Annotated in this window: 20 protein-coding genes and 1 pseudogene; 13 read left to right on the top strand and 8 right to left on the bottom strand. The window is 45.5% G+C overall.

Going from position 1 to position 19,325, the window contains the following annotated elements:
* Window positions 1-141: 141 nt before the first annotated feature.
* The 6 genes from QUB61_RS31525 to QUB61_RS31550 form a co-directional block, all read right to left on the bottom strand.
* Window positions 142-894: a hypothetical protein gene (locus QUB61_RS31525; RefSeq protein WP_333133997.1), complete on the bottom strand. Its 753-nt coding sequence runs from the start codon at window positions 892-894 to the stop codon at window positions 142-144.
* A gap of 61 nt (window positions 895-955) precedes the next feature.
* Complete coding sequence (locus QUB61_RS31530; RefSeq protein WP_333133995.1) at window positions 956-1,303, bottom strand: hypothetical protein; 348 nt, start codon at window positions 1,301-1,303, stop codon at window positions 956-958.
* 121 nt (window positions 1,304-1,424) lie between these two features.
* Window positions 1,425-1,730 carry a DUF433 domain-containing protein gene (locus QUB61_RS31535; RefSeq protein WP_333133993.1) on the bottom strand — a complete coding sequence of 102 codons (306 nt, stop codon included), beginning with the start codon at window positions 1,728-1,730 and terminating at the stop codon, window positions 1,425-1,427.
* A gap of 115 nt (window positions 1,731-1,845) precedes the next feature.
* A complete protein-coding gene (locus tag QUB61_RS31540) occupies window positions 1,846-2,148 on the bottom strand; it encodes a DUF433 domain-containing protein (protein WP_333133991.1) in 303 nt (100 codons plus the stop codon).
* Window positions 2,149-2,290: 142 nt separating this feature from the next.
* Window positions 2,291-2,959 carry a Uma2 family endonuclease gene (locus QUB61_RS31545; RefSeq protein ID WP_333133989.1) on the bottom strand — a complete coding sequence of 223 codons (669 nt, stop codon included), beginning with the start codon at window positions 2,957-2,959 and terminating at the stop codon, window positions 2,291-2,293.
* A gap of 179 nt (window positions 2,960-3,138) precedes the next feature.
* Window positions 3,139-3,399 carry a hypothetical protein gene (locus QUB61_RS31550; protein WP_333133987.1) on the bottom strand — a complete coding sequence of 87 codons (261 nt, stop codon included), beginning with the start codon at window positions 3,397-3,399 and terminating at the stop codon, window positions 3,139-3,141.
* Between the two features lie 164 nt (window positions 3,400-3,563).
* On the opposite strand from QUB61_RS31550, the gene QUB61_RS31555 reads away from it, so the two are divergent.
* Window positions 3,564-3,803 carry a helix-turn-helix transcriptional regulator gene (locus QUB61_RS31555; protein WP_332959530.1) on the top strand — a complete coding sequence of 80 codons (240 nt, stop codon included), beginning with the start codon at window positions 3,564-3,566 and terminating at the stop codon, window positions 3,801-3,803.
* A 145-nt stretch (window positions 3,804-3,948) separates the two neighbouring features.
* On the opposite strand, the gene QUB61_RS31560 is transcribed toward QUB61_RS31555, so the two are convergent.
* Both QUB61_RS31560 and QUB61_RS31565 read right to left on the bottom strand, forming a co-directional pair.
* Complete coding sequence (locus QUB61_RS31560; protein WP_333133985.1) at window positions 3,949-4,533, bottom strand: PAP/fibrillin family protein; 585 nt, start codon at window positions 4,531-4,533, stop codon at window positions 3,949-3,951.
* Window positions 4,534-4,695: 162 nt separating this feature from the next.
* Window positions 4,696-6,636, bottom strand: coding sequence for a glycosyltransferase family 4 protein (locus QUB61_RS31565; RefSeq protein WP_333133984.1), 1,941 nt, complete (start codon window positions 6,634-6,636; stop codon window positions 4,696-4,698).
* 150 nt (window positions 6,637-6,786) lie between these two features.
* Between QUB61_RS31565 and QUB61_RS31570 the strand changes: the two genes are divergently transcribed.
* From QUB61_RS31570 to QUB61_RS31625, 12 genes and pseudogenes are all read left to right on the top strand, one after another.
* The gene (locus QUB61_RS31570; protein ID WP_190744105.1) at window positions 6,787-7,026 is read left to right on the top strand and encodes a DUF3134 domain-containing protein; all 240 of its coding nucleotides are present in this window, start codon (window positions 6,787-6,789) and stop codon (window positions 7,024-7,026) included.
* 130 nt (window positions 7,027-7,156) lie between these two features.
* Window positions 7,157-8,275, top strand: coding sequence for a phospho-N-acetylmuramoyl-pentapeptide-transferase (mraY, locus tag QUB61_RS31575; RefSeq protein WP_333133983.1), 1,119 nt, complete (start codon window positions 7,157-7,159; stop codon window positions 8,273-8,275).
* Window positions 8,276-8,633: 358 nt separating this feature from the next.
* Window positions 8,634-9,341: a L,D-transpeptidase gene (locus QUB61_RS31580; protein WP_333133982.1), complete on the top strand. Its 708-nt coding sequence runs from the start codon at window positions 8,634-8,636 to the stop codon at window positions 9,339-9,341.
* Window positions 9,342-9,587: 246 nt separating this feature from the next.
* Complete coding sequence (locus QUB61_RS31585; protein WP_333133981.1) at window positions 9,588-10,595, top strand: glycosyltransferase; 1,008 nt, start codon at window positions 9,588-9,590, stop codon at window positions 10,593-10,595.
* Between the two features lie 334 nt (window positions 10,596-10,929).
* Complete coding sequence (locus QUB61_RS31590) at window positions 10,930-12,789, top strand: NAD(P)H-quinone oxidoreductase subunit F (RefSeq protein WP_333133980.1); 1,860 nt, start codon at window positions 10,930-10,932, stop codon at window positions 12,787-12,789.
* A 104-nt stretch (window positions 12,790-12,893) separates the two neighbouring features.
* On the top strand, window positions 12,894-13,622 hold the full coding sequence (locus QUB61_RS31595; RefSeq protein ID WP_333133979.1) for a carbonic anhydrase: 729 nt from the start codon (window positions 12,894-12,896) through the stop codon (window positions 13,620-13,622).
* Window positions 13,623-13,820: 198 nt separating this feature from the next.
* Window positions 13,821-14,534, top strand: a complete 714-nt coding sequence (locus tag QUB61_RS31600) for a carbonic anhydrase (RefSeq protein ID WP_333133978.1) — start codon at window positions 13,821-13,823, stop codon at window positions 14,532-14,534.
* A gap of 250 nt (window positions 14,535-14,784) precedes the next feature.
* Window positions 14,785-16,338, top strand: a complete 1,554-nt coding sequence (locus QUB61_RS31605) for an NADH-quinone oxidoreductase subunit M (protein WP_333133977.1) — start codon at window positions 14,785-14,787, stop codon at window positions 16,336-16,338.
* A 177-nt stretch (window positions 16,339-16,515) separates the two neighbouring features.
* Entirely contained in the window at window positions 16,516-17,838 is a 1,323-nt protein-coding gene (locus QUB61_RS31610) for a CO2 hydration protein (RefSeq protein ID WP_333133976.1), read from the top strand.
* Between the two features lie 523 nt (window positions 17,839-18,361).
* Complete coding sequence (locus tag QUB61_RS31615; RefSeq protein WP_190739154.1) at window positions 18,362-18,568, top strand: hypothetical protein; 207 nt, start codon at window positions 18,362-18,364, stop codon at window positions 18,566-18,568.
* A 2-nt stretch (window positions 18,569-18,570) separates the two neighbouring features.
* Window positions 18,571-18,729: pseudogene (locus tag QUB61_RS31620) on the top strand (helix-turn-helix domain-containing protein); the annotation flags it as partial.
* A 243-nt stretch (window positions 18,730-18,972) separates the two neighbouring features.
* Window positions 18,973-19,167, top strand: a complete 195-nt coding sequence (locus QUB61_RS31625; RefSeq protein ID WP_333133975.1) for a hypothetical protein — start codon at window positions 18,973-18,975, stop codon at window positions 19,165-19,167.
* The last annotated feature ends 158 nt before the right edge of the window (window positions 19,168-19,325 follow it).

Consider the following 19,325-nt stretch of genomic DNA (forward strand, 5'->3'; position numbering starts at 1 on the left):
GAGATCCTTGATGCAACTTTGCCACCAAGAGTTCAGAGAAACAACCCAAGAGTTGTCAAAAAACCTGTTTCAAAGTTTAAATCCAAAAAAGTCAAACACAGAGGTACTGGAATAAAAACTAATCCTCCTATTTTTAAAATCTTAAAGCCTCCCAAGCCTTAAGTAAACCGTATTGGAATACTTTCCCCCGACCACTGAAATAGATTTAGCAGACGAAGTATATTGAGAAGCAGCAGCATATTTAATAACTTCTCTAGCTGCATCAACTTCATTATTTATTCGAGTAGACGTATTATTTAAAGACTTTGCCCAATTAACCACTCTTTTTTTGACTTTCGGGTTACTGCGGGCTTTTTCTTCTAAATCTTGGGCTACTTGATACTCAGCTTTATCCGCACTATATCCCTGATTTTTAAGTCGATCTACAACCTCGCGAAACTCTGCGACGACATCAGATAATTCTTGATTAGTGTTAATGTAACAACCTTGTATTTCTATATAGTCTCCCTGAATATAGTTGCCATGAATAGATTCGTTATAATTACCACGGTCTATATTAATATTGCGATCGCCAGTTTTGCTATTGTCTTCTAAGTTAGTTCTTGATTCTTGTGGAGTATTAAAACCTAAATTCCATAACAATTTAGAAGCTCCGAATATTACCACGCTAACTATCAACCTAGTTAGAGTCAGAACGCCCGTGCCAACAATCACAAAACTTATTAGTCCAACTAATACGCTAAAGAAGTAATATCGTTGCTTTTTACTTCCTGGCAGCTTAGATATTAAAATACTGAATTTCTTAAATATTGGTCTTATTTTACCTATCATTAATTTAGCGAAATAAGCTGTTCGGGATTGAGATTTAACTTGTAGGGCGGCCAGGATGCCCACCCTACAAGAGTTTGAATAAGCAGGGCTGTCCAGATTAAATGCGCGACAGCTTATCTGTACTTCAAAGAGGAATACCTAATAATCCTAGCGTTAGCTTGACTACCCCTACCACTGCTTCACCAATCAGACCATTAGCAGCACCATCAAGTACATACTGTGTCCACTTGACTAACCTGCTTTTGGCTTGAGAATCCTTATTAGCCTGAGACACTAAGTCACTAGCGACTTTATTCTGAGCATCCTGTGGAGTGTATCCTTGTTTTTGAAGTTGAATTAACAACTGTTGAATTTGAGCCGTTACTTGAGATAAGTCCTGACCCGTATTTATGAAATTGCCTTCTATATAATTGCCTTGGATTGATTCGTTATAGTTACCCGAACCCATATAAATCTTGCGATCACCAGCCATATCTATGTCTCCTTGAATTTGATAGCTGTGAATAGAGAATTAAGGAGTATTATACTGAATTTCTAAAAAATCCGCCACCATTGTAGCCACAATCTTCGTTATAGTCAATAGTAACGAACAATTATAATACTTTTAGTTGTTTTATCATTGCAGCTTTAACAGCAGGATGAATCAATTCTTCAGGAATTCGATTGCGCTCAATATAAGTATTTATTTCTTCCTGGTTATCCAAATCAAAACTCAGCGCGTCAAAAAATTGAGCTAATTTCAGGTGAGGTAAGTGCATCGGGATTTCTTCAAGAGTAATACCCAAACGCCACAATTCCACGCTCGCCCGAACGGAAGTCCTCGTTCCTGCGATAATTGGTTCGCCTTGCAAGATTTCAGGGTGACGTGCAACATAACGCGAAACAGGTTGTGCAGTCATGGCAGATTAATAGGACAGATATATTTTTATTAGATGTTATTATTTAGGCTAAAATTGCGTCAAAAATTGAGAAGGATTAAGCGCGTTCGCACTTTTTTTTCCCATGTGCAAATGCTCATGGATTTGTCTTGAGGTTTTTGTAGTGTAACTCTGCTAACTGCTCGTAAGCTTCTTGTTCCTCAGCTAAATCTGTATCAATCTCTTCTCGATTAGCATGATAATACGTTAAAGCTGCATAAACTTGTGCGATCGATAAGTGAGTCATCAGCCTAGCAATTTCTTCGGCACTGTTACCCTGCTTGTACAAAACGGCGATGCGGCGGACAGAAGTACCAGTTTCAGCAATAATCGGACGGCCGCCTCGAAGGTTGGGATCGCGGATAATTAAAGTCCCTATGTCTACTACAGTTGTTGTCATACATTTTCTTAAGTCACTTAACTTGATTATATAGATTTCTTCTAAAAATGTGTAACTGTTTATGCCTGATGGTTCTCTTTCAGGGATAATTGCGTAAATAATTGAGAAAAATTAAGAGCGCTCGCACTTTTCGCCAACCTCTCTACAACTTCCCAATTTGTTGAGCAAACCACATCGCCGCCGTCCCATTTCCCTCACCCAAAAGTTTCAAAGTCTCCGATAGTAAAGCAATTGGCAATCCCTCAAGAGCACCGGAAATTTCGCATTCCTGATATTTCCCGTTTTCCTGCAAGCGAAATGCCAAAACTCTTTCGGCCTTAATATCTACTACCCAATACTCAGGAATTCCCAACGCAGCATAAAACCGCTTCTTGTCATCTAAATCTCTCGCCAAAGTAGTATCGGAAGTTTCTACCACTAAATCGGGAATTCTCGATTGATTCAGATTAATTCGCCGCGGTTCCCCTTTTTGCCACTGGATGAATTCTCCGCCAATATATAAAATTCTATCTGGCGCCCCTCCTCCCACCTTTGGCTTCTCAATTACACATCCACCCAAATCATCGAAAGCTGGTCCTCCTTTGCTGACAAACCAGGCGTAAAATACCAGCGTCAAGAGGTTGTTAAATCTGGCGTGCTGAGGTCCTTCATTACCCATGTCTATCCAAAGATATCCTTCATAAAAAAATATTCTGGCTTCCTCCAAAGATGGATCTTCGCAGGCTGCTAAATAATCTTCCCATGTCGCGGCTTGCCATTGGGGAATTTCGCCCACTTGAGACACGATGAATTTTGCAGTTGTAGAAGTCATGATTTAAAAGCAAATTGAGGATAAAATTATCCTAACTTAGGTTGATATTTATCTGCTGCGGTAATTCGTAGTTAGTAATTTGTCAATTTTTATAGCCCCCCTTTTTTAAGGGGGGTTGAATTCGTCAATTTTTATAGCCCCCCTTGAGAAGGGGGGTTGGGGGGATCGGATCCTTGTGCTTATCGAATTGCTGTGGGCGCCGCAATTGGTACTTCTAAGTCTGGTTGCAAGTCGAAGACTACGACAAGCGTTGTTTGAGGCATGAGTTGACGCAGACACAGCAAGTGCCCGTCAGCATCCGATCGACTCCGAAATCGCCCTACAATCGCCCGCTGCATACTGGGCATGAGTTTGGCGATCGCCCAGGGGTAAAGACGTTTTTGGTACGCGATCGCCCGAGGATTCGCGGAGAATCCCTGTTGATAACCGTTTTGTGGCATGATGGTTTAGTATCCTCTATGGACTACAGGAAAGGGCGTTAGTAAGTCTCTTGGCGGAAATCGACTAACGCCTCTACTACTATGATTAAACACCAAATAGGTCATATCCGTCAACTATTCACGGTAAAACTTAACGTTTTGTCCATCAAAAGGTTCTGTCAGCTATGGATCTGAGAGCCTTAAGAGAACGTGCGGGGCTAAAAATTATAGACGTAGCACATATACTAGAATGTGCGGAATCTTCTATTCGCAACTGGGAAAAGGGTCGAACATTGCCAAAAATGGAAGTTTGGCAAGTATTCCGAATGCGGGACTTGTATCGATGTACCGAAGCGGAGTTAGTGCTAGCTGTCCGAAAGTCAATGCCGATGGAAAAAAAAGAACAGGAAAAACCGACGGAGTAACAATACTGATGAAGTCTTGAATTGTTTGCAAAAGTAATATATTTTTGATTTTTAACCGCAGATGAACGCGGATAAACGCGGATGAAAGAAAGATAAATTGAGAATGAGTTAAGTGGCGATCGCCCTGCACATCAACATCCCACAATCACTCTTTTGTCAATACAAAAACACTTCCTTCATTCCCGCGCCCCAGCCGCAAATCCTTATCTAAATAAGTAATATCGAGCCATCCCTGCTGTTCGCGACTATCGAAGCTGAAATCTACAGCAGCGAACTTTTTACCCGACTCAATCTCATTGATATACTTGGCTGGAGATTCATAGCCAATCAACCTGCTTAAACCCAAAATTGACCGCTCAAACTTCACCTGCACCCGCCGTTCGGAAGTCGCCTCAAATGTGGCCGCCACGCTGACAATTCCTTCCAAATAAGGCAAGCCGTAAAGTTCGGCTATGTTGTAAACTTTAGATTCTTTGACGCGGATAGATTGATAAATTTGACCCAATTTTACCAAGGGAAAACCGTCAAGATTCAGCAGTGCGCGGCTGGTGGTGTACAATAACCGCCAATCACCATTTAAAAGCTCTGCGGCTTCGACAGGGCGCGGTGTGGGGTTGTAATCTTCCAATTGGGCGATCGCACTTAAAATCGCTTGTTTGTCGCTGGGAGTCGCCAGCAAACCGCGATTCTTACCAGCAATTATCTCTAATAGTGCAGATTTTCTAAGCATGATTTTTTAAGAAGGAAAGCACGACACGGATTTTGTTTGACACGAATACACGGATTAATTATCGAAGGTGAGGCAAAAGTCAGACCGCTTTTTTCTTCATTCTCAAGCGAGAGGGACGAAATTTTGTGTCGTAGCGATTTTAATCGCCGAGTCCGCAGAGTATTAACAACTAATCACTAAGATACCAAATTTCACCAGATAGAGCAGAGTCCGATACAGGGATGCTAATTCTTGCTCGTTTTTGGTATAACGCCTGAGAACTTCTCCGACGCTGACAGCACCCTTTTGCTCGATCGCTTCCAATATCTCCATCTGAATGTTAACAGAGATTCTTCTGTCCTGACCGAAGCTGGTAAACCACATTGTTTGCAACTCTCTCAGAAGTTCTGGTGTGACGATCGCACCCAGACTCAGCATCATCTCATTGCTTAAAGTTCTAGTCGCATAATGGCCCAATACCCGAAACGGATCGTCGCCCAGCGGATAAGGCGGCTTCCCGGCTTTTACAGGTGCAGACTCCGGTGCCCCAACGCGAATTTCTGCTAATTCCCGCCACAATTGTTCGTAAGCTGCAATTACTACTTTCCAATCATAAATTTCCCTTGCCCTTTCTCTAGCATTTTCCCCCATCCGCTTTCTCAATTCGGGGTTTTCCATTAATTGGCACAACGCCCGGGTGCAGGCATCAATGTCAACTGCTGTGGCGAGGGAAGTGTGACCCATGTAAGTCGGCCAATTTAAGCTGCCGTCGAGATAATTTAGCGCTAAATCTAAACAAGATTCCGCGGGCGGGATGAGTGTGGGAATGCGGAAGCCGTCTATTTCGTGGCGTACTGATTCTTTGTATCCGTTCCAGTCGGAGACTATGGCGGGCAGTCCGTTGGCCATTGCTTCAATTGGCGTCAGCCCAAAGGTTTCTTGAATGTTGTCGGAAAGCGAAATGAAAATATCGGCTGCCGACCAAATATTTATTCTAATTTCGGGCTTTCTCCCATCTAAAAAAATAGCATTCACGGAGGGACAAAAGATTTGCGCGCTATTTTTAAAGTCGGGTTCTTCTCTCGGATCTTCGATCCAACCGGCTTGAATTAAGTGGATTTTGGCTTTTGTCTGTTGTGCGGCGCCCTCTAGGGCGATGTACATCGGCACCGGATGAGCTTTTGCAGAAAAAGTCAATCGACCGACAAATAACACAACAATATCGTCGGCAGAAATGCCGAGTTCTTGTCGCAGTTGGCGACGACTCTTAACTGCTTCCATACCCTGCGGAAACGCGCTGCAATCCACTCCTAGGGGAATAACCGGCAATTTGACTAAAATTTCCGGTTTACCCCCGTTGCGCTGCGCTAAATACTCTGACCACTCCCTCAGAGCTCCTTCTACTGCTGTTTTCGCGGCGGCAGAGGTGCAGATCAGGGCGTCCCAAGCCTGCATGGGTGCGGTTATCAAATCGCCGATCGCCTCCATGACATATTTGGTACCGAGGGTGTGAGTAACCCCGCAAACGCTATAGGCCCGCTGATCGACAAATCTGCGCGCCCAAACTATCTGCGACAGAATCGGATCGGGTCGGTAAATTGTGCCCGGTTGAGATAGCAAATCCGGTCGTTCTGTCGGAATCCAGCGGACTTTCCGAGGTTGTTGCAGCCAAGGTTGGATGTGCGAACAAAATTCCTTAAAGGTTGTTTGGCTGTCGGCGTAACAGTAGAGAGAGTCCGCGGTTCCGTGTTGGACTAAGCTTTTGAGAAACCCCTCTCCGGCTGAATGACGCCCCAGAAGTTTTTGCCCTCGGGTGTCGTAACCCTCTTTGTTGTATAATACTGCCGCCGTTGTATCCATTCTGAGATTTATTGCTTGAGAGTTGACTGAAGAAGCCAGAGGGCATTCGGGATTAGGCTTTGGTGAAAAACCGCGAGACTGTTCTGAATCAACCGCTGGCGCAAAGGGCGAGGCTTGCACAACAGGATCGCCAGGTGTCCCGCGATATCTTAAAGACGATCGTCTGGGATGACAATGCTTACGGCTAAAAAAGGATTGGCAAGAGCGGATTTTAGTGTTATCCTGAGGCCCATGCTTGGGGCGATCGCCTTTTGGGTATCCCATCTTATCCCGATCCGGAACCAAACAGGGCCTGTGGTATAATGCTTTAGCCTTGCTAAATGCCCGATTTGCAAGTGCTCGATCGAAGCTGCAGTCCGTCGGTCAAACATTTCCTCTACTCGATCGCGTCTTTGTCTTTAGAAACCGAGAATCATGTACAACCCATCTCTGCGTCAAATACCTCGCCACTTGCCTGCGGATGTAATTCCATTAAAGCAGCAATCTTCTCTTTTAGACTGGTTGGAATCTAACAATCGCCTGTTAGCAAGGGATGTCCAAGAACCCGACTATCTGCACGAAGAAGAAATTTCCGAACTAATGGCAGTTGACGACAGTCCTTACGATGATTTAGAAGAGGAAATAGAAGAGGATGTGAGTGTAGGCGAGGAATAACTTGTAGAAGGGTGAATGAATCAACCGGAAACAGGGAATAAAAACTAACATATTTCCCCATCTCCTGTATCGCACCCTATTCCCGAATTGTCAATTGCTTGTTCTTAAATGGTGTGTGTTGAGGAGTGTTATGGATAACTTTGTGGATGAAAAAATTCCTTTTACTATGCCTTTCAAACTTACAGGCAGGAATTTATTCCTGCTGCTGGGTTTGGGGCTTGGCATTGTAGCGATCGGTTTAGATGTAGCAGCGGGTAGACTTTTGAATGGACCTGCATCGCTATTTATGCCACTAGCTGTTTGTGCTGTAGTTGCATCGGTTTTGGGCTATGCAGTTGTGCCTTTACTCCAGCAACTAAAAGCAGGACAAATAATTCGCGAAGACGGCCCCCAAGCTCACTTAAAAAAGGCGGGAACGCCGACAATGGGAGGCGTTTTTTTTGTGCCTGCAGGGGTCGCAGTTGCTTTGCTTTGGTCGAGATTTAACTCAGATGTTGTTGCCGTATCGGCTTTAACTTTAGCTTACGGTTTCATCGGCTGGATCGACGACTGGCAAATTCTGCGCCTCAAGTCGAATAAAGGTATTTCACCTCGGATGAAATTGGCTTTGCAAGTAGGTTTTGCAGCTCTATTTTGTCTGTGGCTGATGTTGTTCCGCGAACCAGGGATTTCTACCAGCATTGCTTTGCCTTTCGGTTGGGTATTGCCTTTAGGTTTTCTGTTTTGGCCGCTGGCGGGTTTTGTGCTGGTAGCTGAAAGCAATGCTACTAATATTACCGACGGCGTTGACGGCTTGATGGGAGGTTTGGGGGCGATCGCACTTTTGGGATTGGGCGCATCTGTAGCCTCAACTTCGCCAGAATTAATGATATTTTGCGCCTGCACCAGCGGCAGTTGTCTCGGTTTCTTAGCACACAACCGCAATCCAGCCACCGTGTTTATGGGCGATACAGGTGCTTTAGCTTTGGGCGGTGCGTTGGGTGCGGTAGCTCTATTAACTAATAGCCTTTGGGTATTATTAATAATTAGCGGAATTTTCTTTATTGAAACGCTGTCAGTAATTGCTCAAGTAGGTTATTACAAAGCTACAAAAGGCCCTGATGGAATCGGCAAGCGTCTGTTAAGAATGGCTCCGCTGCACCATCATCTAGAACTGTGCGGCTGGTTAGAAACTCAGGTTGTTGGCATCTTTTATATAACTAACGCGGTGTTAGTGTTAATGATTCTGATGTTGACTAGCAACAGTTAACAGCGGATTGGCAAAGGATTTAACAGCCGATGTAAGTGATATTTTGTGGAATGTTCAAAAACAAATAAGATGCCTGTTCTACAGAAACTCAATGCAGTTGTGGAACGGGCATCTTGCCCGTTTCAGGCTAAAGCAACAGGCTTTTCGGCTGCACATTTCTTAGTCTCGCGTGGCGCGCACTTCGTTTGACTCTCGATCAGTTTCAACCGCCCAACAATCTATGATATCAATTCCGGTTACACCGTTCGGGATGGGGAGTCGTCCGTTGGGAGTCGTCCGTTGGGGAATGTGGAATTATTGACCTTGACTCGATCGTGCCCGTGCAACCGGAAACGATACGATATCCCTCGTTAATGCAATGAAAATAAAAAAAATTAGGGGCAATCTGGGGAAGATTTTTTTATCTACAAGCCTTCTCTTGCTGGTTGCTAGCTCAGTTTTTTACTGGAACCTGGTTAGGCTGGGTTATGCTGTTCCTATTCCCTACATTTTAGACGTTTTTTGCTTAAATAAATGTCCGTCTGATGATTTAAATATTTTGCATACCCAATTCCCCCCCGATAATTTATTAAACTACGACAAGCCGCTAATACAAATTTTAGACGAACCAAATAAGTTAGATAAAAACAGAATTTCCATCCTAGTAGAAAAATCCAAATACAGGCTGACTGTATACGATCGCAAAAAGCCAGTAAAATCTTATCCTGTAGTATTTGGTGGCAATCCCGCAGGTGATAAATTAAAAGCAGGGGATTTGCGGACGCCGGAAGGTGTTTTTAGTATTAAGGATATGTACCCTCACGAAAGTTGGTCAAAGTTTCTGTGGCTGGATTATCCAACAAAACAATCTTGGCGCAAACATATAAAAGCTAAGCAAGATGGTACAATTGGGTGGGGCGACAGTGTAGGCAGCGAAGTCGGGATTCACGGCGTTCCTGCTAATTCGGATAATATTATAAAATATCGATCGAACTGGACTTTGGGCTGCGTTTCGCTGGAAAACAAGGATGTTGAGGAGTTGTATGGGTTTGTGCAGAAGGGAACGGCAGTAGAAATTCTGAAATAATTTAAAAAGATTTTTTCCATGGGTGGGGGCGGGTTTAAATAATATCGTTTCCGGTTGGATGGGAATGATAAAGTCAAGGTCAATAATTCCACATTCCCCCACTCACTACTCCCAACGGATCAATCCCCATCCCGAACGGTGTAACCGGAATTGATATAACCTCGAAGCACTTCTTAAGGCTATTGGCGAACCCGCCCCTAGGGGTTTATTGCAAATTCTGCAAGAGGTGAGAATGAATGGCTAAAAATGAACAGTGATGTGTCTTTACCGCAAGTTTCGGTGGTTGTGCCTGTTTACAACGGCGAGAGGGATTTGCCGGAGTTGATGGAGTGCCTGCGATCGCAAACTTATCCGATCGACAGTGTAGAATATCTCTTAGTAGACAACAACAGTCGCGATCGCACTTCAACCATCATCCAAGCAGCAGCTTCTAACCCCTCCTGGATCCCACCCTTGGTAAGCGGGGGAAGCAATTTCAATCGAATAACCATTCGCCCCCTCGCGGAAAATCAGATTCAAAGTTCCTACGCCGCCCGCAATAAAGGAATTCGCGCCTCAACAGGCGAAATCATTGCATTTACCGATGCAGACTGTCGCCCGGAATCTGACTGGCTGGAAAATTTAGTTAAGCCATTTGTTGACTTAGAAGTAGGAATTAGCGCTGGGGAAATACTCGCCCTCCCCGGTAAAACTATTTTAGAACAACACGCCGAGCGCGAAAATACTTTATCTCAAAAACATACTCTCGCTCACCCTTTTTGTGCCTACGGTCAAACAGCAAACTTAGCTGTACGCAAGCAAGTTTTAGAAACAGTAGGTTTGTTTCGCCCCTACCTCACTAGCGGTGGCGATGCTGACTTGTGCTGGCGGATTTTGCGGGAAACATCCTATAAAATGTATTTTGCCGAAAATGCGATCGTCCGACACCGGCACCGTTCTACAATAAAACAGTTGCAAAGTCAATGGTATCGGTACGGCGAATCAAATAAATATTTGCACGAACTCTACGGTGTCGATTTGATGCGAGAATTCACAACAGGGGAATATTTTTACCGGCTGGCTAGGTGGCTGTTAAAGGAATTTCCGGTGGCTGCTGCCAAAAGTGCGTTAGCGAAGCCCTCGAAGAGGATCGCCTCGAACGATCTGGTAGATTTGTTTAATACGCCGATCGGTCTAGTGAATGTTAGGGCAAGGTCTATGGGACAGCGCCAAGCCAAACTTCCCGAATCAGCTTGGCAGATTGAGCGGTTTTAATCGGTTTTAATATTTTAGAGCAATAAATCATTGTTCGATCGCACTTGCGATTGACAAATATTCGTTTGTACGCAATCCCCCCCTATATATACCTATAAGTAGAGTTTATCGGTATAGCTAAATATGCTGAATTAGAAAAATGAAAATTTAACGCAATACTTAATATAAAATTAATAAGTCTATTCTTCCCCCCTAGTCTCAAAACAACGAGTAACTCGAATACTGACGCCAAAATAGCCTCTAATTCTGCCTTCTGGCTTTTCAGTGCTGTCGTTTGCGCGATCGGAATTATTCTCAGAATTTTAAATTTTTGTAACCTTTACAGGTAATGCCAATGGCTCAAATCTTACTCCAGACAGTTTGGTTTATACCTTGCTATCCACTTATCGGCGGAGTTCTGTCGATGCTTTGGTTTCCAGCAGTTACCCGCCGCACGGGACCAAGACCATCCGGTTACGTGAACGCCATATTAACCTTGTTCGCTTTCCTACACGGCGTCATCGCCCTCACAGCTATCTGGAACCAACCGGCCCGGCACCAGTTAATTCCCTGGCTGAATGTAGCAGGTTTAGACTTAACCATTCCCCTAGAAATCTCTGCTGTCACCGTCGGCGCGACAGTTTTAGTTACCGGACTGAACTTGCTGGCGCAGATTTATGCTTTCGGTTACATGGAAATGGACTGGGGCTGGGCTAGATTGTTTTCCCTGATGGGGCTGTTTGAAGCGGGGATGTGCGGCTTGGTACTGTGCAATTCTCTCTTCTTCAGCTACATGATTTTGGAAGTTCTGACTTTGGGTACTTACCTGCTAGTCGGGCTGTGGTTCAATCAGTCTTTGGTGGTGACAGGCGCCCGCGACGCTTTCTTAACCAAGCGGGTGGGTGACTTATTCCTGCTGATGGGAGTAGTCGCCATTCTGCCGCTGGCTGGAACTTGGAATTTTGACGAGTTGGCTGTTTGGGCCCAGACTGCAAAGCTTGACCCCACTGTAGCGACGCTGTTGACCTTAGCTTTGATTGCCGGGCCGATGGGTAAGTGCGCTCAGTTTCCCTTGCACCTGTGGCTGGATGAGGCGATGGAAGGCCCGCTGCCGGCGACGATTTTGCGGAACACCGTAGTTGTTGAAACTGGTGCTTGGATATTGATTAAGTTGCAGCCAGTGATTGCTTTGTCGCCGATTGGCATGACCGCAACTATTGCTGTGGGTGCTGCGACGGCGGTGGGTGCTTCATTAATTGCGATCGCCCAAATTGACATCAAGCGCACGCTTTCCTATATAGTCAGCTCTTACATGGGCTTAGTATTTATCGCCGTCGGCACCGGACAAGCCCAGACAGCCCTGACATTAATATTTGCCTACAGCTTGGCAATGGGTTTGCTGGTGATGAGCATCGGTTCGGTAGTTTGGAACAGCATCACTCAGGATGTCCGGTCTCTCGGCGGTTTGTGGGGAAAGCGGCCCATATCGGCCATATCGTTTATTGTCGGTAGCGCTGGATTGGTGGGACTGCCGCCCTTCGGCTGTTTCTGGGCTTTAGAAGAATTCACATCCCGGCTTTCGGAAGCTCAGCCTTTGCTGTTAGGAATAGTTTTGTTTGTAAACGCCGTCACTGCTTTTGGGTTGGTGCGCGTCTTCGGTTTAGTTTTTGGCGGCAAACCAAAGCAAATGACCGAACGAGCGCCGGAAGTTCACTGGCCTTTTATCTTGCCGATGACTGTTTTAATGGGCTTTACTTTGCACGTTCCCCACTTGCTGGCGGTGTGGAATTTATTGCCTGTGGCAAGTTTGAATTATACCGCAAGCGGACTGCTAGTTTTGTCAACGGCGATCGGCATCGGTGCAGGAGCATTTGTTTACCTGAACGACAAATGGGAAAAACCGGTGCGAATTGGTTCTCAAGCTTTGCAAGACTTTTTTGCCTACGACTTTTACACGGCCCAACTTTACCGGGTGACAGTGATATTTGCAGTCGGTTTAGTTGCTCAAGTTATCTCCTGGGTCGATCGCAATATTGTTGACGGATTCGTGAACTTAATCGGTTTTGCAACGGTTTTCGGCGGGCAAAGCCTCAAATACAACGTTAACGGTCAAACTCAGTTTTACGCCTTGACAATTCTGTGCGGAGTTGCACTTTTGGGGCTGCTCATAAGCTGGCCAATGCTAGCTCGCCTGTCGCTGATTGTAGGCGGGTAAAAATATTTGAAATTTAAGATTTTAGGTGACAGTTTTAATCTAAAATCTTAAAAACATGAAGTCTTGAATAAAGATTTCCAACTCGTTCAAATAAGGCAGCATCAATGAACTCAAACAACAGACAATTCAATCTTTCCCGGCGCAATTCCCTCAAATTTGTCGCAGGTGCTATTGGTACAGGGATAATCGCAGCACGAGCAGGCGCTGAGTTGGCTGCACCCGAACCAGTAATGGCTGAAAATCCCCCGAATCCCGATCGAGCTCTGCAACTGTTAATCAAGGGGAACGAGCGGTTTGTTGAGAACAAACGAAAATATCCCGACCAAGACTGGAAGCGCATCACCGAAGTTGCCCCATCTCAAGCACCCTTTGCTGCTATTCTCGGCTGTGCAGATTCCCGCGTTCCTGCGGAAATTGTCTTCGATCAAGGATTTGGAAATATATTTGTCTGTCGCGTGGCCGGAAATGTGGCTACCCCAGAAGAAATTGGCAGCCTGGAATTTGCCGTCGTGGAACTGGGAGTAAAAGTGATTTTGGTACTCGGGCATGAAAGGTGCGGTGCGGTAAAAGCAGCCATCGAAGGAGGTGCTCTTCCCGGTCACATTGGCAGTTTGACCGAGGCAATTAAGCCTGCTGTAGAAAGCTCGAAAAACCAACCGGGCGATAAGGTAGAAAATGCCGTCAAAGCGAATGTTTGGCTGCAAGCTAACAGGTTGAAAGCCTCTCCAGTTCTCTATCAGTTAATCCAACAGAGTAAACTGAAAATTGTTGGTGGATACTACGATTTAGACACGGGGGCATGCACTATTCTTCCTGTGCCGTGGCAGATTTAAATAACCTCGAAGCACTTCTTAAGGTAATTTGCAATAAACCAGCCCCTACGGGTTTATTGCAAATCGTGCAATAGGTGAGATTGTAGGCGGGTAAAGACATTTAAAATTTAAGATTTTAGGTGACAGTTTTAATCTAAAATCTTAAAAATATGAAGTCTTGAACAAAGATTTCCAAGTCGTTCAAATAAGGCAAAACGAATGAACTCAAACAACAAACAATTCAATATTTCCCGGCGCAATTCCCTCAAATTTGTCGCAGGTGCTATTGGTACAGGCATACTCGCAGCACGAGCAGGCGCTGAGTTGGCTGCACCCGAACCAGTAATTGCTCAAAATGACATTACTCCCCAGGCAGCTCTGCAAAAGTTAATCGACGGGAACAAGCGGTTTGTTGAGAACAAACGCCAAAATCCCAACCAAACCTTGGCGCGCGTCACCGAAGTTGCCCAAACTCAAAAACCCTTTGCTGCTATTCTCGGCTGTGCAGATTCCCGCTTTCCTGCGGAAATTATCTTCGATCAAGGAATTGGAGATTGCTTTGTCGATCGCGTGGCCGGAAATGTGGTTACCCCAGAAGAAAAGGGCAGCCTGGAATTTGGCTGCCTGGTACTGGGAGCAAAAGTGCTTATGGTAGTCGGGCATGAAAGGTGCGGTGCGGTAAAAGCAGCCATCGAAGGAGGTGAACTTCCCGGTCAAATTGGCAGTTTGACCAATGCCATTAAGGCGGCTGTAGAAAGGTCGAAAAACCAACCGGGCGATAAGGTAGAAAATGCCGTCAAAGAGAATGTTAGGCTGCAAATTGAGAACTTGAAAAAGTCTGCAGTTCTCTCTCAGTTAATTCAAGAGAATAAACTGCTAATTCAGGGTTGCTACTACGATTTAGACACGGGGGCAGTCAGTCTGGTTTCTTAGTCGTGATGCAATTTGGGATTGATAATTTGGGAAAAGTTAACATCTAAACTCTCAAATTCACGATCGAAGCCCGAGGCATAGGACGATCGACTTGTAGGGTGCGTCATACCGAGTTATAGACAAATTAGCGAGGGTTTGGGGCTCGGACGCACCTTACAACCTGTGTCCTGAGCGTTCAAGACGGAAATTATCACACACAAAAACCAGAAAAATTGATTCTTTACTCTTTACTCTTTACTCTTGACACATTATGCTTAGTGCCTTGCTCTGGTTGCCCGCGTTGGGCGCTGCGGTAGTCGGGTTCCTGCCCGGAAATATCAATGGGATGCGTCTGCGTTCCATAGCCTCGGCTTTTGCTTCTGCTATTTTCATTTTGAATATCTGGCTGTTGACTCAATTCGATACAGCCAATTCTGGACTGCAATTTCAAGAATATTTGCCTTGGATTCCACAATTAGGTTTGAGCTACAACTTGGGCATTGACGGCTTGTCCTTGCCGCTGCTCGTTTTAAGTGCTTTGCTGACGCTATTAGTCATTTACGGCACTGGCGAAAAGATGGAGCGCCCCCAGCTTTACTACGCTTTGATTTTGCTAATCAATGCTGGTATTGCCGGAGCTTTGATGTCTCAAAATTTGCTGCTGTTTGTACTGTTTTACGAAGTAGAATTAATTCCTTTTTACCTGTTGATTGCGATTTGGGGCGGAAAGCAGCGGGAATACGCTGCCATGAAGTTTTTGATCTACACGGCAGTTTCGGGACTTTTAGTGCTGGCAGCATTCTTGGGTGTGGCTTGGCTGAGCGGTTCTTTAAATTTCGATTACAGTGCGATTACCACTCACGAATTGCCTCTAAAAGTGCAGTTAATCCTGCTAACAATTTTGCTAATTGGGTTGGGAATTAAAATTCCCTTGGTGCCGCTGCACACTTGGCTACCGGATGCTTACGTCGAAGCTTCGCCAGCAACAGCTATTTTGCTGGGAGGGATTCTGGCGAAGTTGGGAACTTACGGTTTAGTGCGGTTTGGGTTGCAGATGTTTCCCGAAACTTGGTCGATTATAGCTCCCGGTTTAGCGATTATCGGGACTGTGAGCGTGATGTACGGGGCTTTGAGCGCGATCGCCCAAAAAGACATCAAGCGCATGGTAGCCTATAGTTCGATCGGGCATATGGGCTACATCCTCGTTGCCTGCGCTGCGGGTACGAAGCTGGCATTAATCGGCGCTGTCGGGCAAATGGTAAGCCACGGTTTAATTTTAGCTTTGCTGTTTTATTTGGTAGGCATCATCGAAACCAAAGTCGGCACGCGGGATTTGGACGTGCTCAACGGTTTGATGAACCCGATGCGGGGTTTACCCACTGCCAGTTCCCTGTTAGTTTTGGGCGGCATGGCAAGCGCCGGAATTCCTGGTTTGGTGGGTTTTGTTGCCGAATTTTTAGTATTTCAAGGCAGTTTCTCGATCTTTCCAATTCCAACTTTACTCTGCATTTTAGCTTCGGGTTTAACAGCAGTTTACTTTGTGATTCTGCTCAACCGCACCTGTTTTGGGAAGTTGGACAATGCCACGGCTTACTACCCTCCAGTTACGTTTGCTGAAAATATGCCGGCGCTGGTTTTGGCGGGTCTCATTTTTGTGTTGGGAATTCAACCTGCTTGGCTGCTCAAGTGGAGCGAATCTACTACAAATGCGATCGTTGCTACTCTGCCGGCTGACAGAAATGCCCAAGTTGCTATTAGCTATCCCCTAGAACATTCGGCTCTTGAAATCGCGTCTACACAAACGAAGTCCGCCTCCGCAGACTAAGAGAATTTACTCGTTACCAGGCTCTGCCTGGAAACGCAGACCCGGAGGCTGTGCCTCCAATTTTCCGGCTGTGGCCTGGATCTCGGTTCCCAAGCAGAGCCGGAAAACCAGTTAAAGAATCGCAGCTTTTTGCAATAATTCAAAATATTTAGATTCACTGAATCAAAGGAAGAAACAATGGTACAAACCCCTAATAAACCAGCAACTAAACTACCTCCTTCCAAACACCAATTTGCCGAAGTAATTCACAGGCTGGAAGCTGGCGGCGCGATGATTCCAGATACGCCGGAAAATCTGATGCAAATCATCGCTATCTGGAAAGCTTACGCAGTGCCGATGGATTTCTACTGGCGGGATTTGCTTTACATCGCCGAACGGGTATTTTTACACCCGCTTCCCTTCTTTAAATACTTCTTGCCCCAGGAGTATTTAGACTTGCAAAATCACTATGCAGGCGACGGTGCAGATTTGCGGATTTGGCGCGGGACTGGAAGTGTTCACCCGGAACTTTTGGAGTTCATGGAGAAGGGTGAAACTGGTAAAATGCCGCGGCTGTTTCACCATTTGTGGCACGATCGCATTAACATGGAATTTGCGGAAGAGTGCATGAGGGCAATGCTTTGGCACCGGGGCTTGTACGTGCCGACCAATCAATTCGATCCTTATTTGGACAGTGACGAATATAAGGCTAATGCCGATCGGGCAATTAAAGCTTACTTCAAAAAAGACCCGTTCATGCTGGGACTGCACAAAGCATTTCCAGAAATGTTTTTAGAACAGTGCCGCCAAATGTCTTATTACAGCAATCTCGGTTTATTCTGGGAAGTCATGGCGCCGGTGTTTTTTGAGGTTTCCGACTTGTACGACGAAGGGAAAGTTACCACAGTCCCGCAGGCGATGGATTTCCTAGTAAATGGCATATTTGCGATCGCCGGACGCCCGATTTACCACCACGTTTACATCGACGGCGAGAAGTACGAAATCATCCCCAAATCTAAGGGTTTCACTTGGCTTTACGAAGCAGCGTTACCTTACGTGGAAGCTGTATTTTATCGCACTTCGCCATTCCGAGGCACCAAATCTTACAACGCTCAAGCTAAGGAAGTTCCTGAGGATCAAAAAGACTTCCACTACGGAGTTTTGTATGCAGACAAATTCCCGGTAGGTACGGCGGGGATTCCGCCGACTTTGCTAGCACAAGATATGCTGCATTTCCTGCCGCCGTATTTGAAGGATTTCTACAAACAGCGCTGTCGCGGCGAAGATGATATCCTAAATCAAATTGGGGTGACATTTCAGCGATCGATGTACTGCGTTACTTCGGCGGTGATTCAAGCTTTGCGGACTGCTCTTTTGTATCCTTTAGATGACCAGAATCCAAAGCATTTGAAGGCAAATCGGGCTTTCTTTGAGGCTCAGCTCGATCGCTTCTGTCGCCCGGAATACGGCATGAAATATGCTGCGAAGTTGAATAATATTCAGACTTCGGATTATAGGTAAAGGATGTTTGCCGGAGGCATCTTAGCTTGCAAGTCCGCCAGGGGTTTCAACCCCTGGCTCAAAGCTCAAGTCGGTTGAAACTCATATGTTGCACCATTCTCAAAAATTATTTTATGAACAGGCAAGATGCCTGTTCCACAATAAAATTTATCTTTTGTGGAACAGGCATCTTGCCTGTTGCTGACAAGGGTGCAAGATCTCAGTTGAAACCGACTGGGAAAAATGAGAGCTTTTTTAAGCCGTTTCAAAAGTCCTATAATATTAAGCCAGTTGGCATCGAAATTATTCATCACTCTCTGTTCTTTTCCTCTGATATCGTTTTCGGTTGCATGGGCACGATCGAGTCAAGGTCAATAATTCCACATTCCCCGACGGACGACTCCCGACTCCCGACTCCCGACTCCTCATCCCGAACGGTGTAACCGGAATTGATATGATTTCTCTGCGTTAAGAGCGTTCTCTGCGGTTTAATCATTCCGATACAACCAGAAACGATATAACCAATAACAAATAACCAATAACTATGGACAGCAAAGATCTAGCCAAATATATCGAAGCAAAGGACGGGATTTCCAAACCTTGGCTGTTGGTGCAACTGCGACTAAAAAAATTGCAAGAAAGGCGATCGGAGATTTCTGCTGAAGAGTATATGACAGAACTTACCGACATTCACAAAGATTTAATGAATCTGGGGGAATGGTGGCTGGGAATCGAGGATGAAGTGTTTTAAAATTTAAGGAAGTATCCGATCGTTCCGCGGTAATTTATAGCACTGTCAGAAGCTATGCTCGTCGTCCTGAAATGGCAATGGTTGACTTTACTTGCCTGCGGAAGTTAGCTCGGACTTTTGATGTGATGATTGAGCATTTGGTTGAGGTTTTGGAGGAATAGGTCGATCGGTCTTTCCACCTTTCCACTAAGCTGTCGCGCATTTAAATTGTATATTCAGGGCGGGCGGGACGCCCACCCCACAAGACTTTGATTTTTTTTGACATACAGTTTAAATGCCGCAACAGCTTATAAACCTTTGTGTTCCGTCTTGTCAAAAGGCGCTTAAACACTTTGCAGCGCAAATAAAAGCTGAGCTTAAAGGTGCTAAGATTTAGTCAAAGTTGTTAATCTCCCGTTACCTTTGTGACTAGAGCCAGTACCGCCATCGGAGTCAGCCCAATTATCAAGGAACTTGTGCAGAAAAAGGCGCTAGCAACCCGACTAACGCTGAAGGAAATTATCTATGTCGGGATGCTGGCGATGGACGAATTAGACGAAAAGCGCTTGCAAGAGTTGGCTGACAAGGTGCATCAGATGCAGGTGAATGGGGAGATTTGAGGGGAAAAGGGCGAATCCCTACCCCAACCGAAGGCAGGCGCGTTCGGGATAGCTTCGCTCGCGCGGACTTCGGGTGAAGTAAGGATCGCGAATTAAATAACTTACAATTTTAATTGTTATTGTGGGATGGGCGTCCCGCCCGTCCAAAAAGGACGGGC

The organism is Microcoleus sp. C2D2 (assembly GCF_036702495.1).
Lineage (GTDB): Bacteria > Cyanobacteriota > Cyanobacteriia > Cyanobacteriales > Microcoleaceae > Microcoleus.

Coding starts and splice junctions, on each gene's coding strand:
- QUB61_RS31590 (WP_333133980.1), top strand. CDS start 10,930: ATGGCTCAAATCTTACTCCAGACAGTTTGGTTTATACCTTGCTATCCA.
- QUB61_RS31545 (WP_333133989.1), bottom strand. CDS start 2,959: ATGACTTCTACAACTGCAAAATTCATCGTGTCTCAAGTGGGCGAAATT.
- QUB61_RS31555 (WP_332959530.1), top strand. CDS start 3,564: ATGGATCTGAGAGCCTTAAGAGAACGTGCGGGGCTAAAAATTATAGAC.
- QUB61_RS31535 (WP_333133993.1), bottom strand. CDS start 1,730: ATGACTGCACAACCTGTTTCGCGTTATGTTGCACGTCACCCTGAAATC.
- QUB61_RS31580 (WP_333133982.1), top strand. CDS start 8,634: ATGAAAATAAAAAAAATTAGGGGCAATCTGGGGAAGATTTTTTTATCT.
- QUB61_RS31605 (WP_333133977.1), top strand. CDS start 14,785: ATGCTTAGTGCCTTGCTCTGGTTGCCCGCGTTGGGCGCTGCGGTAGTC.
- QUB61_RS31540 (WP_333133991.1), bottom strand. CDS start 2,148: ATGACAACAACTGTAGTAGACATAGGGACTTTAATTATCCGCGATCCC.
- QUB61_RS31560 (WP_333133985.1), bottom strand. CDS start 4,533: ATGCTTAGAAAATCTGCACTATTAGAGATAATTGCTGGTAAGAATCGC.
- QUB61_RS31615 (WP_190739154.1), top strand. CDS start 18,362: ATGGACAGCAAAGATCTAGCCAAATATATCGAAGCAAAGGACGGGATT.
- QUB61_RS31595 (WP_333133979.1), top strand. CDS start 12,894: ATGAACTCAAACAACAGACAATTCAATCTTTCCCGGCGCAATTCCCTC.
- mraY (WP_333133983.1), top strand. CDS start 7,157: ATGGATAACTTTGTGGATGAAAAAATTCCTTTTACTATGCCTTTCAAA.
- QUB61_RS31585 (WP_333133981.1), top strand. CDS start 9,588: ATGAACAGTGATGTGTCTTTACCGCAAGTTTCGGTGGTTGTGCCTGTT.
- QUB61_RS31610 (WP_333133976.1), top strand. CDS start 16,516: ATGGTACAAACCCCTAATAAACCAGCAACTAAACTACCTCCTTCCAAA.
- QUB61_RS31565 (WP_333133984.1), bottom strand. CDS start 6,636: ATGGGATACCCAAAAGGCGATCGCCCCAAGCATGGGCCTCAGGATAAC.
- QUB61_RS31530 (WP_333133995.1), bottom strand. CDS start 1,303: ATGGCTGGTGATCGCAAGATTTATATGGGTTCGGGTAACTATAACGAA.
- QUB61_RS31570 (WP_190744105.1), top strand. CDS start 6,787: ATGTACAACCCATCTCTGCGTCAAATACCTCGCCACTTGCCTGCGGAT.
- QUB61_RS31550 (WP_333133987.1), bottom strand. CDS start 3,399: ATGCCACAAAACGGTTATCAACAGGGATTCTCCGCGAATCCTCGGGCG.
- QUB61_RS31600 (WP_333133978.1), top strand. CDS start 13,821: ATGAACTCAAACAACAAACAATTCAATATTTCCCGGCGCAATTCCCTC.